This is a genomic window from Candidatus Saccharibacteria bacterium oral taxon 955 (assembly GCA_010202265.1).
Taxonomy (GTDB): Bacteria; Patescibacteriota; Saccharimonadia; order Saccharimonadales; family Saccharimonadaceae; genus Saccharimonas.
Genome location: CP047918.1, coordinates 557460 through 573461, shown reverse-complemented (window position 1 = coordinate 573461; position 16002 = coordinate 557460). Strand labels below are relative to the sequence as shown.

At 46.5% G+C, this 16002-nt stretch carries 16 protein-coding genes and 1 tRNA gene; 15 read left to right on the top strand and 2 right to left on the bottom strand.

Annotated features, from left to right (window positions below; all coding sequences use genetic code 11):
• Positions 1-160: 160 nt before the first annotated feature.
• Positions 161-235: transfer RNA gene (locus GWK75_03020), tRNA-Gln, on the bottom strand.
• Between the two features lie 100 nt (positions 236-335).
• Between GWK75_03020 and GWK75_03015 the strand changes: the two genes are divergently transcribed.
• From GWK75_03015 to rmuC, 10 genes are all read left to right on the top strand, one after another.
• Positions 336-650: a TrpR YerC/YecD gene (locus GWK75_03015; GenBank protein ID QHU91409.1), complete on the top strand. Its 315-nt coding sequence runs from the start codon at positions 336-338 to the stop codon at positions 648-650.
• Positions 651-771: 121 nt separating this feature from the next.
• Positions 772-2085 carry a histidine--tRNA ligase gene (gene hisS / locus GWK75_03010; protein ID QHU91408.1) on the top strand — a complete coding sequence of 438 codons (1314 nt, stop codon included), beginning with the start codon at positions 772-774 and terminating at the stop codon, positions 2083-2085.
• 134 nt (positions 2086-2219) lie between these two features.
• Positions 2220-2591 (top strand): hypothetical protein, encoded by a 372-nt coding sequence (locus tag GWK75_03005; protein QHU91407.1) that lies wholly within the window; start codon positions 2220-2222, stop codon positions 2589-2591.
• Positions 2592-2887: 296 nt separating this feature from the next.
• Positions 2888-4987 (top strand): ribonucleoside triphosphate reductase, encoded by a 2100-nt coding sequence (locus GWK75_03000; protein ID QHU91406.1) that lies wholly within the window; start codon positions 2888-2890, stop codon positions 4985-4987.
• Positions 4988-5086: 99 nt separating this feature from the next.
• A complete protein-coding gene (locus GWK75_02995) occupies positions 5087-5770 on the top strand; it encodes an anaerobic ribonucleoside-triphosphate reductase activating protein (protein QHU91405.1) in 684 nt (227 codons plus the stop codon).
• Positions 5770-6462 carry a hypothetical protein gene (locus tag GWK75_02990; protein QHU91404.1) on the top strand — a complete coding sequence of 231 codons (693 nt, stop codon included), beginning with the start codon at positions 5770-5772 and terminating at the stop codon, positions 6460-6462. Before GWK75_02995 ends, GWK75_02990 begins: the two co-directional genes overlap by 1 nt.
• Positions 6459-6956 carry a hypothetical protein gene (locus GWK75_02985; protein QHU91403.1) on the top strand — a complete coding sequence of 166 codons (498 nt, stop codon included), beginning with the start codon at positions 6459-6461 and terminating at the stop codon, positions 6954-6956. The genes GWK75_02990 and GWK75_02985 overlap by 4 nt, the downstream gene beginning before the upstream one ends.
• Before the next feature lie 12 nt (positions 6957-6968).
• On the top strand, positions 6969-7466 hold the full coding sequence (locus GWK75_02980; protein ID QHU91402.1) for a phosphatase PAP2 family protein: 498 nt from the start codon (positions 6969-6971) through the stop codon (positions 7464-7466).
• A gap of 41 nt (positions 7467-7507) precedes the next feature.
• Positions 7508-8008 (top strand): hypothetical protein, encoded by a 501-nt coding sequence (locus GWK75_02975; protein ID QHU91401.1) that lies wholly within the window; start codon positions 7508-7510, stop codon positions 8006-8008.
• 33 nt (positions 8009-8041) lie between these two features.
• The gene (gene rmuC, locus GWK75_02970) at positions 8042-9106 is read left to right on the top strand and encodes a DNA recombination protein RmuC (GenBank protein QHU91400.1); all 1065 of its coding nucleotides are present in this window, start codon (positions 8042-8044) and stop codon (positions 9104-9106) included.
• 58 nt (positions 9107-9164) lie between these two features.
• Here rmuC and GWK75_02965 read toward each other — a convergent pair whose 3' ends face one another.
• Positions 9165-10106: a hypothetical protein gene (locus tag GWK75_02965; GenBank protein ID QHU91399.1), complete on the bottom strand. Its 942-nt coding sequence runs from the start codon at positions 10104-10106 to the stop codon at positions 9165-9167.
• Positions 10107-10203: 97 nt separating this feature from the next.
• Here GWK75_02965 and GWK75_02960 point away from each other — a divergent pair, with 97 nt between their 5' ends.
• The 5 genes from GWK75_02960 (at position 10204) to GWK75_02940 (ending at position 15924) form a co-directional block, all read left to right on the top strand.
• Positions 10204-10461, top strand: a complete 258-nt coding sequence (locus tag GWK75_02960) for a hypothetical protein (GenBank protein QHU91398.1) — start codon at positions 10204-10206, stop codon at positions 10459-10461.
• Between the two features lie 34 nt (positions 10462-10495).
• Positions 10496-11530, top strand: coding sequence for a phenylalanine--tRNA ligase subunit alpha (gene pheS, locus GWK75_02955; GenBank protein QHU91397.1), 1035 nt, complete (start codon positions 10496-10498; stop codon positions 11528-11530).
• Positions 11531-11599: 69 nt separating this feature from the next.
• Entirely contained in the window at positions 11600-12064 is a 465-nt protein-coding gene (locus GWK75_02950; GenBank protein QHU91396.1) for an NUDIX domain-containing protein, read from the top strand.
• Positions 12054-14609: a phenylalanine--tRNA ligase subunit beta gene (gene pheT, locus GWK75_02945; protein ID QHU91395.1), complete on the top strand. Its 2556-nt coding sequence runs from the start codon at positions 12054-12056 to the stop codon at positions 14607-14609. The genes GWK75_02950 and pheT overlap by 11 nt, the downstream gene beginning before the upstream one ends.
• 46 nt (positions 14610-14655) lie before the next feature.
• Entirely contained in the window at positions 14656-15924 is a 1269-nt protein-coding gene (locus tag GWK75_02940; GenBank protein ID QHU91394.1) for a hypothetical protein, read from the top strand.
• Positions 15925-16002: the final 78 nt, after the last annotated feature.

Sequence of the window (16002 nt, the reverse complement as noted above, 5' to 3'; positions counted from 1 at the left end):
GCGCGGGTGACCCGCCGAACAGGGCTTTGCCCTGATCTCTTTTTCAACGCCGTACCGCATATTGGTAGTAGGTTCGAGCAAACTCGTAAAAGTGAGTCATTTTAGAGGCTAAATACAAACTGTCGCCCATCGAGCGACAGTTTCAGTATAATTTCGTATCTGGCTGGGGATGAGGGATTCGAACCCCCGAATGCTGGGACCAGAACCCAGTGCCTTACCGCTTGGCGAATCCCCACTAACGGATTCAATCTATGATTATACTACTGATTTATGTATGTCGCAAGGGCTGATAATAGGTAATTGACAATACCACTTTACTTTGATAAAGTGAAGGTATGGAAAACGTAAGTGATATTTGGAATGAGGCGCTACCGAGTCGTTTTGCTCGAGAGTTGTGTGCGATTTCTAATGAGGAATTGATGCGGGCGTTTCTTCGTGATGTCATGACTGAACGTGAGCTAAGAGAGGTGGGCGCTCGGTTACGTGCGGCTGAGATGCTACGAGCGGGGGCGACATATACACAGATTGTTGCTGAGACCAAGTTATCGAGTCGTACGGTCGCACGAATCAGTGAGTGGCTCAAGGGCGGTGCTGGCGGTTACGCTTCGGTGCTTGATCGCGCCCATACCAAGCCAGCGCAGGTTGACTAGGAGTATTTCGTATCTCCTGGTCAGTGATGCCGCTGGTTTTTCGGGAGGGTAGTTGATTTATAGCGACGGGCTCATGAGGAGTCTGACCTATCTATATCGATAGGATATAATTGAAAGGAAGATGAAAGTGAATATTACGACGCCACGAACTCCTAGCGGGTTCAACGAATATCTACCAGCCGAGCAGATTGAGTTTAATCGACTTCTTGATATTGTTCGAAATACATATGAAAAATACGGGTTTACGCCACTTGATACGCCAGTGCTTGAGCTCTCGGAGGTCCTACTTGCAAAGGGTGGCGGAGAGACAGAAAAGCAGGTGTATAGATTTGAGCGTGGTCGCAATGACTTGACGATGCGTTACGACCTGACTGTTCCTCTGGCACGTTATGTCGCCAAGCATGAGGGGGTGTTAGCATTTCCGTTTCGGCGCTACCAAATTGGCAAGGTCTATCGCGCCGAGCGGGCGCAGGCGGGGCGTTTTCGCGAGTTTTATCAGTGTGACATAGATGTGATCGGTAGTAATAGTCCGATTGTAGATGCTGAGTTCCCAGCGATTATCAACGATATATTTGATCAGTTCGGTTTTGGTGAGTTTACGATCCGAATTAACAACCGCCTAGTGCTTAATGGTTTTTTTGAAGGAATCGGGCTGGAGGACGTATCGGTCGAGGTGCTGCGTGCTATCGACAAGATGGAAAAAATTACTCGAGAAGAGCTAGTTGCTGAATTTGAGTCGATTGGACTTAGCAAAAAGCAAATTGACCAAGTAATTGAATTTACCGAGATTGCTGGCACGAACGACGAGATACTCGGTAAGCTTGCTGGTTTGGGTGTAAAGTCTGAGGTGTTTAGCGATGGTGTTGCTAAACTTGGTGCTCTTGTTGCGGCTTTACGCGCGATGAGTGTACCAGAAAAAAGATTTCAGATTGACCTGAGAATTGCACGCGGACTCGACTACTACACGGGTACAGTGTACGAAACAGTTCTCAATGATTTGCCAGGGGTGGGTAGTGTGTGTTCGGGCGGTCGATATGACGACTTGGCGGGATACTACACCAAGACGAGGCTGACGGGGGTTGGTATATCGATTGGTTTGTCGCGGTTATTTTATAAGTTATGTGAGGTGGGTGTCATAAAGACGACAAGACAGAGCCTAGCTAATGTCATTGTTTTGCCTCTCGATAGCGAGCAGGTTTCGTATGCGCTTGAGGTGGCCTCTGAACTACGTACGACGGGTCTGCCAGTGATCCTATATACAGAAACGGTGTCTATAAAGAAAAAGATGAAGTATGCTGATCGTATGGGGTGTCGATATGCTGTAGTAATAGGCGAAGATGAGGCGATAAAGAGAGTGCTGAACGTGAAGGATATGACGACGGGTGAATCGAGTATTGTGTCGGTTGAAGAGCTAGTCTGGTTGTTAAAAAGATAACCCCGTGTCCTCACAATAAGAGGCTGCCAGAGGTCGGCTCCTCGTTGCAAAAACTACTTTCTTTTCACGTATTTTCACGGGGTAGGATATAAGCATGAGCACTGCTCATGGTTTAACAGAAAAAGGAGGTCTACATGAAGCTATCGACAAAAACTGTCGCCAGCCTACTAGTTGTCACGGCAGTAGCGGCGGCTGTTCCAGGACTTAGCCAAATCGCAGTCCCAAAAAAGCGCCGTGAATCGCAATTTGATAAATTACTACAGACGCATGACCGCAAGGGCGAGCTTCGGGCAGAGGTGCTTGGTATCTCGCCGCATCGATTTAAGCAGATGTGTAAAAAAATGCCGTTTGAGGAAGTGACTCGTACTTGCGGGTTGAGTTCGAAGCGAGACTTCCGCATCGCTCTTTTTGGTTGCCTAAAAAACGAGTTGCTTGGACGTGGCTGGTCGCGCGCTAAGATTGAGGCGTATATTTTGACTCGTGCGCCTCGTATGGCTCTGGTTTAATACGTCGTGTGGAAAATACGCCCCAGGGCAGCTACTCTGGGGCGTATTTGCTTGAGCCTACGCTACCTGTAGCGTATTACAATATCACAATAACGCTATTGCTAGTCCTATGATATCAAAAATGGTTAATTTCAAGAGTTGACGACGCTATGGGTGTGGGCTATTATTGAGGACAGACGCTACTGGTAGCGTGTTTGGCACCACAACACACAAATAATCAACAGTAATTCGGGCGTTCATCGAGACACCTTGAGTGTCTTTTTTGGTACCCGAGAGCAAACGTACGAGGAGGGGGTATGTACACATACATCAAGAAACGAGACGGACGAAGGGTTGCATTTCGCCAGGCAAAAATTATGTCAGCGATTGAGCGCGCTGGTCTCGAGACTGGTGAATTTGGCGAAGTAGTAGCTGATAAGCTCGCCGAAAAGGTTGTCGCACGAGCTACAAAAGAGATCAGTGAAAAGGTTCCGACTGTTGAACAGATCCAGGATATAGTTGAAGAGATATTGCTTGAAAGTCGGTACAAGAAAACTGCCAAGGCTTATATTATCTATCGCGATCAACATAAAAAGCTTCGAGAGATTGCTAGCGGCGCGCATGTTGATCTGGTTGATCAGTATCTAGCGAAACTCGACTGGCGTGTCAACGAAAATAGCAACATGGACTATAGTCTCCAGGGTCTAAACAACTATATTTCGAGCGAGGTAAGCAAAACTTATTGGCTTAATAAGATTTACTCACCAGAGATTGGTAAGCTGCACCGAAGTGGTGATATGCATATCCATGACCTTAATCTCGTTAGTGTTTATTGTGTCGGCTGGGATCTGCAGGATGTGTTGCGATCGGGCTTTACTGGCGTTACGAATAAAATCTCTTCTCGACCAGCGAAACATTTTCGTACAGCTCTCGGCCAGGTGGTGAACTTCTTTTACACGCTTCAGGGCGAGGCGGCAGGTGCTCAAGCGTTTAGCAACTTCGACACGCTCCTCGCGCCATTTATCGCTTACGATAAGCTGAGCTACAAAGAAGTCAAGCAAGCTCTCCAAGAGTTTGTGTTTAACGTAAACGTTCCGACTCGTGTTGGATTCCAGACGCCATTTACTAATATTACACTTGATCTCGAGTGCCCAAGCTATATGGCGGGTCAGCCTGTAATAATTGGTGGTGAGCTGGCGGACACAAACTACGGTGATCACCAGGATGAGATGAATATCTTCAATAAAGCACTACTCGAGGTACTGTGTGAGGGTGATGCAAGCGGGCGCGTCTTTACTTTCCCAATTCCGACTTATAATATCACTCAGGACTTCAACTGGGATAATCCAGTTATCGAAAAGCTATGGGAGGCTAGTGCGAAATATGGTATTCCATACTTCTCAAATTTCGTAAATAGCGATATGAACCCAGAGGATGCTCGTAGCATGTGCTGTCGTTTGCGCATAGACAATCGCCAGCTTGAGTATCGTGGTGGTGGCTTGTTTGGGTCAAATCCGATGACAGGAAGTGTCGGTGTGGTAACGATCAACCTGCCTCGTTTGGCGCTCAAGAGTAAGGACGAGGCGGAGTTCCGCAAGGGCCTTGATCATCTGATGGAGAAGGCCAAGGAGTCCCTCGAGGTTAAGCGAAAGACACTAGAACGCTTGACGGACATGAATCTCTATCCTTATACAAAATACTACCTACGTGATATCAAAAAGCGCTTTGGAGTTTATTGGAAGAACCACTTCAGTACAATCGGTTTGATCGGTATGAATGAGGCTTCAGAGAATCTGCTGGGTGTAAATATCGGTTCAACTCAGGGTCGTGAATTTGCTGAGCGAACGCTTGATTACATGCGTGATCGCCTAGTTGAGTTCCAAAAAGAAACTGGCAATAACTACAATCTCGAGGCGACACCTGCCGAGGGTACGACTTACCGTTTGGCGCAGATTGATAAGGCTGATTTTCCAGAGACAGCACATTTTGCAAACGGTATCGGTCGTGATGTTGAGCATCCGTTTTATACAAACTCGACACACCTACCTGTTAACTTTACAGATGACCTGTTTGAGCTACTTGATTTGCAGGACAATCTCCAGACGAAATATACTGGTGGTACGGTGATCCACTTCTTCCTTGGTGAGCGCATGGCTGATCCGAAGACGCTCAAAGGCTTGGTCAAGAAAATCTGCGACAACTACCATTTACCTTACTTTACCTTCAGTCCGAGCTTTAGTGTTTGTCCAAATCACGGATATATCAATGGCGAACAGTCGACTTGTCCAAATTGTGAGTCGAACTGTGAGATATACTCGCGTGTGGTTGGGTTCTTGCGTCCAGTTGAGCAGTGGAACAATGGTAAAAAAGCAGAGTTTTGTATGCGTAAGCAGTACGACAAGGCGGGGAACAAATAGAGTAGGAGACTTAGCATGAGGCCCCTAGCGGGCCTCATGGATTCTTGTGCCATGAGAGTAGGCTGGCTCTGGTGCAATCCAAGACAAAGGGGAAATAAAATGACAATCGGCGGTATTCAAAAGTTTAGTACAGTTGACTATCCGGGATATACAGTCGCGAGCATATTCACGATTGGATGCAATATGCGGTGCGGTTATTGTCATAACCCCGAACTGGTTTTGCCGGAGCAATACGCTGGCGCTATCCCCGAAGAAGAGATATTTGAGTTTCTCGAGAAGCGTCGTGGACTACTTGATGGCGTGGCGATCAGTGGTGGAGAGCCGACTATGCAGGAAGATCTACCTGATTTTATACGTCGATGCAAAAAAATGGGCTTTCTAGTCAAGCTTGATACAAACGGGACAAACCCTGGGGTGCTAAGAGAACTACTCCAGGAAAATCTGGTTGATTTTGTTGCAATGGATATAAAAGGCCCGCTCGAGAAGTACTCACAGATTGCAGCTCGGCCGATCGATATTGACGCAATTCGCGAAAGTATTGATCTAATCCGGACAATTCCGCATGAATTTCGTACAACAATTGTGCGGGGACAGCTCGTTCCTGAAGATTTTGAGTCAATTGGCCAGCTTGTGCACGGCGCTGATCGTTTTGCTTTGCAGTATTTTGTGCCTGGGACGACGGTTAGTCCACAGTTTAACAAACGCGAATCATTTACAAAACAAGAGATGGATCAGGCTCGCGACATTATGAGCCGTCATGTCCAGGAATGTGTGGTGCACTAATGGAGAGATATGTAGCCAAGGTAACTCGGATTCATAAAGAATCGTCTGATACGATAACGATTTATTTTCGTGTTGAGGATGATAGGCAGTTTATATATACGGCTGGTCAGTATATCACGGTGTTTTTTGATGATAGCTCGACACCTGAGGGAAAAGCATATAGCCTATCGTCGGCGCCACATGAGGACGATTTGAGTATTACGGTTAAGAGGGTCGGTGAATACTCGGGTAAGTTGCACGATCTGAAGCCCGGTGATACGTTTATGATCTCGGCGGCTTATGGGTATTTTAATCCCGAAACATCTCGACCGTTGGTTTGTATTAGTGCAGGCTGTGGACTTGCGCCAATCTGGAGTATTGTCAAAGACGAATTGCGTCGAGACAAAGGACGATTAGCGCACGTATTTTTCAGTAATCGTGATGCAAAAGAGATTCCTTTTCACGAGGCGTTAAATGGTCACGAACAGGCGCATGATTCGCTCACGGTACATCATCATATTACACGAAATAAGCAGGTTCCGGTGAACATGCACCGCGGACGGATCGATCTTGACGCTTGTGTAAAAGCTGTAGAGGGAGAGGTGAATTACCTACTGTGCGGTTCGGTTGAGTTTGTGAGAGATATGTGGCGTGGGTTGGTCGATCGTGGGGTGTCGAGCAGCTTGATTAGTACGGAGACGTTTTTTGAATGAGTGAATTGTTGATAAAAGATCCAGAGATGTTACTACCCAGTAAACAGGCCGTTCGGTCTGAGATTGCTTCTCGTGCAGTGGCGCTTTGTGAGGGCTGTCCGATGGCAAAGCTTTGTGCGTCCAAAAATACTGGTAAATGTCCTCCTCCTGAAATAAAGCAGCAGATGCTTGAATCAATCGACATTGGAGACGGGGGGGCAAATACGGCTCCTGTGTCGTATCGCAAACAGCTTCTCGACGATTCTATACCGAGCGTCATGGCACAGCTGACACCGAAACCGGTAGTAAAGAAGCCCGAGATAAGACCTAGTCATTTGCCTTTGCCAAAAGCGGCTCCACGTCCAGCTCCAGTGGCTAAGTTACCGGAGCGTCGTCAACCATCTCGTCCTATGCGTCAGCAGAATGATATGAGTGCAATTGGTCGAGCGGTGGCTGATATTGCGCACTTGATGTTTGGCGGAGCTGAATCTGGTGCAGGTCGCCTCAAAAAGTAGTATACTTTAGGCATGGAGATGATCATAAAGCTACTTGCCGACTGGTTGATGTTGCCGCTCATTGTACTGGCGATGTATGGGCTACTATTTCGGGTGCCAGGTAACGATCGGTATGATCGCTATAGTCGAATTTTTATGGCGGGTATAACATCGTATTTTACTGCTAAGTTACTTGGTTCTATATGGCAACCTGAGCAACTTCGACCGTTTGAGCAGTTGGGGCTAAACCCTGGTGCGGCTTACCTCAATAATCCTGGCTTCCCGTCTGATCATGCGTTGTTTGCGATGTTTTTAGTGCTGGCTGTATGGTATGGTACGCGTAGCCGTAAGATGACTATTTCGATGGCAGTGATGACGCTACTAATTTGTATTGGTCGTGTGCTTGCTCTGGTACACACGCCCCTCGATGTTGTTGGTGGAGTAGCTGTTGCCGGTGTTGGGGCGCTTTGGTATAAGAATTACGCAAAAAAGCGACTGAAGGCGCGTCTAGCCAAACCCGTCAAAAAGTAGTACAATATACCAAAGTTTAGTAATAGTTTGTGGAGAAACTTATGGTAAAAGAAGCAGTCCATGAAGACGCTACTGATGCGCGCGTGTCGCCACTGGTATCGATGAGCCGTCGTGAGCTTATCAGTATGATTCTTGTGGGTGTTGCAGTTGGCGCGATTATCTCGGTGTTATATTTCCTGCTCAATAAATTTATATTTAGCGCAGTACTTTGTCGTCCTCAGTCGACAGCTGATTGTGGTCAAGCGCCTAATTATGCGATGATTGTCGCCATGCTGGTCGGGTCGATTGGCGGAGTGGTGGGATTAGCGCGAACACGCATATATCGCCCGTTACTTATCGTTATCGTATCGGTAATCGCCCTTTGGGGTATCCAGAATGTTCTGATGGGTCTAGATTGGTACTGGGCAATGATGATCACTGCTGTATTTTTTGGTCTGGCCTATGGAGTGTTTGGCTGGTTGGCGCGTATACGTAATTTTATTCTAGCTATCGTTTTAGTGGCTGTACTAACCGTGCTTGTTCGCTGGGTGCTAGTCGCGTAAAGTAGTATTCGTGAGTGATATATAATAATGAGTATGGAAATCGTACTCATTATTTTGTTGATAGTAGTTATTTGCGGGATTGGCGTCGTATTGTTTGTGTTTTTGCAGAAGTTTAACGAAATAAAAAATACAAATGCTGTAGAATTGATGAAGACTGATGTGACAGAGTTGTCGCGTAGTATAATGTCGCTTCAGCAGACGATGGGCGACAAGCTGGAAAAGTCAAATTTGGGTGTACAGCAGTCGGTCCAAAAGCAGTTAACCGAAAGTGCAAAGTTGGTGGCCGATGTGACTCAGCGTTTGGCGCGGCTGGATGAGACAAACCGACGAGTCATAAATGTTGCAGATGAGCTAAAGACTCTGCAAAATGTACTGTCTAATCCAAAACAGCGCGGTGTGTTTGGCGAGTTTTATTTATCGAGTGTGCTGGAGAATGTCCTACCGCCGGGGCAGTTTCAGACACAGTATAAATTTAACGACGGGGAAATTGTTGATGCAGTTATCTTTCTAGACAAGGGGCAAATATTGCCAATTGACTCGAAGTTCTCGCTCGAGAACTACAATCGCATGATTGAGGCGAACGGTAAAGAGCGCGAGCAATATCTTCAAAAAGTAAAGGCAGATCTGAAGGGTCGAGTGGATGAGACGGCAAAGTACATTCGCCCGAGCGAGAAAACGATGGATTTTGCATTTATGTTTATTCCTTCCGAGTCACTCTACTATGATTTGTTGGTGAACAATGTTGGCAGTGGCGGTAGTTCGCGTGATTTGATCGAGTACGCGTTTCGGGAGAAGCATGTTATTATCACTAGCCCGACAAGCTTCATGGCTTATCTCCAGACTGTATTGCAGGGGTTGAGGAGCCTACAGATTGAAGAACAGGCAAAGGATATACAGGTGCGAGTCGGCAAACTTGGCCAGCATATTGCTAAGTATGATGAGTATATGAAAAAGCTAGGTAACTCGCTTGGCACAACGGTCAATCATTATAACAATGCCTATAAAGAATTTGGCAAGGTTGATAAAGACGTTGTAAAGATTGCTAATAGCGACTCTAGTGTAGATCCATTGTTGCTCGATAAGCCTAACGTCGAATAAGTTGGTTCAATAAAAAATCGCTCTCATTAGAGGGCGATTTTTTAGTTGCTTGTTACGACTAATCGCTTCGACGACCAGCAACAAGTAGGTATAGATTTCCACCGAGAGCCGCACCTATTAGTGTACCGAGAATTACTTCGAGTGATAGGCGACTAGTGGTTTTTTCCTTGTTGGTGGTTGCGCCATTTGAGCTGTTTAGTTCACCTTCCGTGCGGTCAGTGACGGCAAGTGCTACTGCCGGGTTGATGGTTACTCCCTTGACATAAGCTACGTGTGGAATCTTTGGTGCTTCTGCCTTTTGGTTCTGCTGTGTGGCAAGATATGCACTCTGGTACCTTGCGACTTCTGCGGTACGAGTTGCGGTGTATAGGGTAGTGCCGGCTACTACGCCAGCTACTAACGAGAGGCCGATACCAAGTGCACGAGCGCCGTTTGAAAGTTCACGATGGCAGACGACCGCTGCTATACCGAATAGGAATACGGCGCTACCAACAAGTTCGGCGCCAAAGATCGCCCAGTCCATGTTTGTGATCTTGTCAAAACTGAGACTTAGGGCGTTATTTGATACCCAGTTGATTGTGATAACGGCTAGCATCGCACCGAGGAACTGAGCGCCCCAGTAGAACGGCACGAGAATGCTCTTGAGCCGTCGCATTGCCCAGAGTCCAAACGTCACTGCTGGGTTGACATGTGCACCAGAGATGGCACCGACTGCCATAACAATTACAGTGAGAGCGAGGCCGGCATATAGAGCGCCTGACTCCTGATACGTCGCTAGAACGACCAGTGTCAAGATGAATGTACCTAGAAGCTCGGCAAATACAATATTGACGATATTTTCTGGTAGTTTGTTTGCGTTACTCCTGCCGCGAACAGCTGCTGATACAGTAGTGGTTTTAGGTTTTGACGCGTCTGCACGAGCAGTGCGGACACTAGTCTTGGCTGCGGCCGGCTTTTTGGCGGTCGCTTTTTTTGTAGAAGCGGCTTTCTTTGTAGCCATTTGATATATCCCTCCTTTAATCAGATATGAAATCAGTATAGCATAAACTATAAGCTGTCTACTACTATCTGGTCGTATCTGTTATAATAGCTGGCATATGGGAAGATATCTTGAACAGACTGAAGCACGAAGCGAACTCCAACAGAGGATAGCTGCGGAGCTAAAAGCAAAGGCTTCGGCACGTGCAAAACAAGAGGGTGACGGCGCGGAACTTCGCGATGCGCCTGATGGTGTTAATGATGCGGCATACCTAAAGGGCACAAAAGCGACTACGACGCTCGCGCCAGTGTGGATTTTGATATTTTTTGCGGCGCTTGCCGTGCTTGCTTTTTTCATCTACCAAACCAATCGATAATATTACAAACCCTAACTAAGAGGTAGCGATTATTATGACAGATCTCACAGAACTACGTGCCCTACTTATCGCGCGTGTAACTGAGTCCGCTAATCCGAACGATGTTTTAAAGAGCAGAGAGCTTCGCGAGCTTTACGCGCAAATACCCAAGCAAGCTCCAGAAGACCGAGCGGAATTCGGACGGCGCGTTAACGAACTGAAGGTGGCGATTGAGGCCGAAGTCGCTAAAAAAGAGGTCGAAGCAATAACTGCTACTTTGCCGCCAATTGATGTAACCGCGCCGATGGATGTCAATGCGCCAATACCAGACCTGTTGCCTACCGAGCATGGTACGACACATCCACTCATGCGAGAAATCGAAACTATTTCGGATATTTTTAATCGCATGGGGTTTGTGACCGAAGAGTCGCGCGAGATTGATGATCAGTATCATATGTTTGAGGTACTTAATTTTCCTAAAGGACATCCAGCGCGTGACGACTACGACACTTTTATGACAGTCGAAAAAGATTCAGAAGGCGATCCGCTGATTGCGCCAGCACATACTAGCACTATGCAGAATCGAACGCTTGTCAAATATCGCGATCAGCTTGAGCGTGGAGTACCGATCGCTGCGATTGTACCTGATCGAGTGTTCCGGAATGAGGATCTAGACGCACGACATGAACATACATTCTACCAGGTTGAGGGGATTTATGTGGCAAAAGGTGTAAATGTCGGTAATCTCGTCTCAACTCTTCAGAAGTTTCTCGAGGAGTACTACGGTCGCACTCTGAATGTACGGGTTAATCCATTTTATTTCCCGTTCACTGAGCCAAGCTTTGAGTTTGCGTTGGAATGTCCGTTTTGTGAAAAGGGTTGTTCAGTCTGTAGCCACAGTAAATGGATTGAGCTTTTGGGCTGTGGGTTAATCCACCCAAACGTGTTACGCGCAGCTGATATAGACCCATCAATCTATACTGGCTTTGCTTTTGGCTGTGGCATTGATCGATTAGTGATGATGAAGTATCAAATTGAAGATATCCGTCACCTTGAGAGCGGTAAACTTAATTTCTTGAGGCAGTTTTAGTATGGTAGATCGATACAAATTGAAAGTCGCTATCAACGCAGTACTGTGTAGCTCGCGGGAGCTGAGGCGATGATTACACGTGCTGTTGTTGTTGGGTTGATGTCTGGTGATAAGGTGTGTCTACTTCGGCGTGCTTCTAACTCGGACTGGGAGCCAAATGCTTGGCATATGCCGGGTGGTACTGTTGAGGACGACGAGGAGGTTCAGAAAGCTGCTGTTAGAGAAATTAAGGAAGAGACGGGCGTATTGGTCAAGGAGAGTGATCTGATATTTCTTGGAGTAGCGATATATCGCGAAACTAAAGGCAGGGATGTGAGTGTATATTTCTTTGCAACGAAAAAATGGACGGGTCAGCCAGAAGTGTGTGAGCCGGATAAAACCCGGGATATTATGTGGTGTGATGTGGCTGGCATGCCAAAAAGCGTACCGGCACACGCAATGCGGGTGTTTGGCGATCTTTCGGCGTCACATTTTCTAGAGTTGCGTGACGGGGTTGTTATTTACGAAACGAAAGGTGTAACTCATGAAGGTTAGTTTAAAGATAATTCAAAAACTCGTCGACGTTGATATTCCTCCAATTGACGAGTTGGTCAATCGAATAAACGGACAGCTTGGTGGGGTTGAAGAGGTTATTGACTTTGGCAAAAAATACCAAGATGCGATTGTTGTGAAAGTAGTTAGCGTCGAGAAGCATCCAGATGCGGATCGGCTGAGCGTCTGTCTGATCGACGACAATGGGGCTGTTGGCGATGTTGAGCGCAATGGTAATGGCCGTGTACAGGTTGTTTGCGGTGCGTCTAACGTTCATGCTGATATGTGGGCGGTATGGCTGCCGCCAAAAGCAACTGTGCCGGCGAGCTATGACGATGCGGAGCCATTTGTTCTAGATTCACGTAAGTTGCGCGGTGTGATGAGTAGTGGCATGTTGGCGGCTGGTGATGAACTAGCTATTAACAGCGATCATGATGGTATTGTTGAGCTAACAGAACGTGATTTACCAAAAGGGCGAACGTTGCAGACAGGCGCTAATTTTATGGATCTGTTTGATCTTGACGATGTTGTTATTGATATCGAAAACAAGATGTTTACTCATCGACCAGATTGTTTTGGGCAAATTGGTATAGCTCGCGAGATATCAGCAATTCTAAGAGGCGTACCTGCTGATAATGAAGAGATTTTTGATATGGGATTTGCTAATCCTGACTGGTACTGGATGAAACCTTCGTTTGAATCGGCTAGTGGGCTTGAGTTAAAGGTCGTAGACCAGTCTCCAGATAAAGTTCCACGTTTTATGACTGTTGCTATGAAAGACTGCCGAGTTGAGCCGAGTCCGTTCTGGCTTCAGTGCGAGTTAGTTCGACTGGGCTCAAAGCCGATTAATAACATTGTTGACATAACAAACTACATAATGCTGATGACGGCTCAGCCGACTCATGCTTATGACTACGATAAGCTGCGCGGAAAAGAGATTAGCGCACGTATGGCTCGAGATGGCGAAGAGGTTTCGCTTCTAAACGGCAAAACTTATAAGCTAACAGCTGACGATATCGTGATCGCAGACGCCGAGGGGCCAGTTGGTCTGGCTGGAATCATGGGCGGTAGTGATAGTGAGGTGTCGTCTGAGACCAAAAATATTGTGATTGAAGTTGCGACATTTGATATGTACGCAGTGCGAAAAACCGCGATGCGACACGGTGTATTTACTGACGCGCTTGCGCGCTTCAACAAGGGCCAGTCGCCACTTCAAAATGATCGTGTTTTGGCTCGCCTTATGAAGATGATTCAAGATTTAACAGGAGCAAGACAAGCCAGTGACGTATATGATCTCCCAGATAAAACGGGTCAACTTGATGAGGTGTCACTGAGTGGTGAAATGCGTATAGCGACAGATTTTATAAATAGCCGGCTCGGTAGCAATCTGACGGTTTTTGAAATTGGCGGATTGCTGCGCCGTACTAATTTTGCCTCGTACCCGGCCGAAGACGATGGCCAAACGCTTATCATCGGCGCACCGTTTTGGCGTACCGATATCGTTGATCCTGAGGATGTTGTGGAAGAGGTCGGTCGTCTTTATGGTTTTGATAAGCTTCCATGCGAATTACCGTTGCGTGTTATGTCGCCAGCGCCGAGGAATGAATCTCGCAGTTTCAAGCAACAGGTGCGAGATAGCTTGTCACGTGCTGGTGCGAACGAGCTTTTGACTTATAGTTTTGTTCATGAAAATATTATGAAGCGCGCCGAACAGGATGTTTCTCGGGCATTTCGGTTGTCAAATGCGCTTAGTCCCGATCTGCAATACTATCGTCTCAGCATTTTGCCGAGTTTGCTCGACAAGGTCAACATGAACATTAAATTGGGATACGATGAGTTTACGCTATTTGAGATTGGTAAGGCTCACGATAAACGTGATCATGCGACCGACGACAACGGATTGCCGGGCGAAATTGAAATGATTGACGCGGTGTATGCTAGCAAGCGTCCGCAGTCTGGCTCACCATACTTCCGTGTACGTCGGTTAGTTATGCGTCTTGCTCAAGACCTGGGAATTACCCTAAAGACCGCACCAATAGAAGAAACCTTAGATGATCCATTTGTTGCTCCATTTGAGCAATCGCGTAGCGCGCTAGTGAAAACATGCGACGGTAAGAGCGTTGGTATAGTCGGCGAACTAAAAGCAAGCGTCCGTAAGTCATTTAAACTTCCTGAATATAGTTCAGCAATGAGTCTTGATCTTCAGGCTTTAAAAAAGGCTAGCGAAGAAAAGAGCAAGCAATATCGTCCTTTGAGTCGGTATCCATCGATTAGTCAGGATGTCACTCTTAAGTCCCGGGTTGATGTGGCCTATGAGTCGTTACTTGACACCACGCGGACTTCACTTGCTGAACGGGCTGGGGAAATAAATATAACAATTGACCCAGTGAGTATCTATCAGTCGTTAGACGACGCCGACCATAAGTCAACTACATTGCATATTACGTTTACGCACCCCGATCGGACGCTGACGGATGCCGACATCAAGCCACTTATGGATCACCTAGCTTGTGTCATGCTCTCTAAGTATGACGCCGAGCGTGTGTAGCGACCTTTGATTCGTAATAATCTAAATATCGCGATACACTAGCAATATGGGAATTATTCGATCAGTTTATTATCTTCTTAGCCCCTATGTTGATGTGCGTGAGCGTCGTGTGGCAAAGTTTTTTGATCGGCTGTCGGAGCATAATTCTCGAGTATATATTAGCGCCGAGCTAGACAGATTAGTCCAGGAAAATATCGCAGTAGTTAATTTGTGGACTGAGTTTCGCTACAAAGGCTATCGATATCTAACGAAATCAAAGCGTCGTGAGCTATACGCTAATCTTGATCGTATCACTGAAGATTTTGAGAAGTTTTATCGCACGTATGGTGCGTCGGCAGATGAGATCACTAGGCATGTTCGTGCGATCGTGCCTGGTGTAAATATTCGTAGCGATCAAGTTCGGCTAATTCAGGTGATCATGGACTATCTATCGCCGTCGAATGGTAGGTATGAATATCGGGCATCAAGTTCGTTTGGGCGACTATTGCGTGACCCGTTACAAGATACTATGGTAGGTGACTGTAATCAAATCGTCACTCTCTATATCTACCTGTACTCTAGATATCTGGACGTTAAGGATTTGCGTGTTAGGACTTTGCCTGGTCATGTGGCGCTTCATTGTGGCGGTGTTGATATCGAAGCGACGAACGGGACGTGGAAAAATTATGCCTCAAGTGCCGATGCGAGTGTACTGCCGCTAAGTGAGATAGTAAGTATCAATTTACTCGATACAACCGATGAGTATTTCGAGACACATGAGGTGCGAGCGGAAGATTTTTTGCAGAGTGCAAGATTTGCTTATCTTTTGAGTCATGAGCGCGATATTGTTAGCAGAAATCTCGATGCAGCTTACGGTAAAGTAGTGAGCCAGCTGATGAAGCGTAATTCCTATGAACATGCACTTAAGGTCGCGCGAGCTAGCCGTGACGCGGAGTTGCTAGCGGTTGTCGGTAATAATGGCGCGATTTATTATATGGGTAAAAATGACTTTACTGCTTCACGCCGTTTTGCCGAGTATGCACTGCGTAAGCCTGAGCTAATTCGTGATAGCTGGCGTGCCGAAGGAGTGTATCACTATAATGCGAATCGATTCCACGATGCGATTCGTGCCTTTAAGCATTGCAATGACGAAAAGCTAGTCAGCAGGTGCTACGAGGGGCTGTTTTTTGTTGAGCAGGATAAATTACCAAAAAACTTAACCAGTGAATCAATCCGCAATCATAAACATACGATCAGACGTATGGATGATTATGCGCGAAAGTCAAAAAACCATGAACTAATACAACACCTGTCTACGCTTAAAAAGTACCTATAGGTAACGGTTGAGAGAATAGTCTGTTGTAGTGATGGTTATTTTTTGGATGAAGAGCGTTATCTATAGTCTACTTTTGAT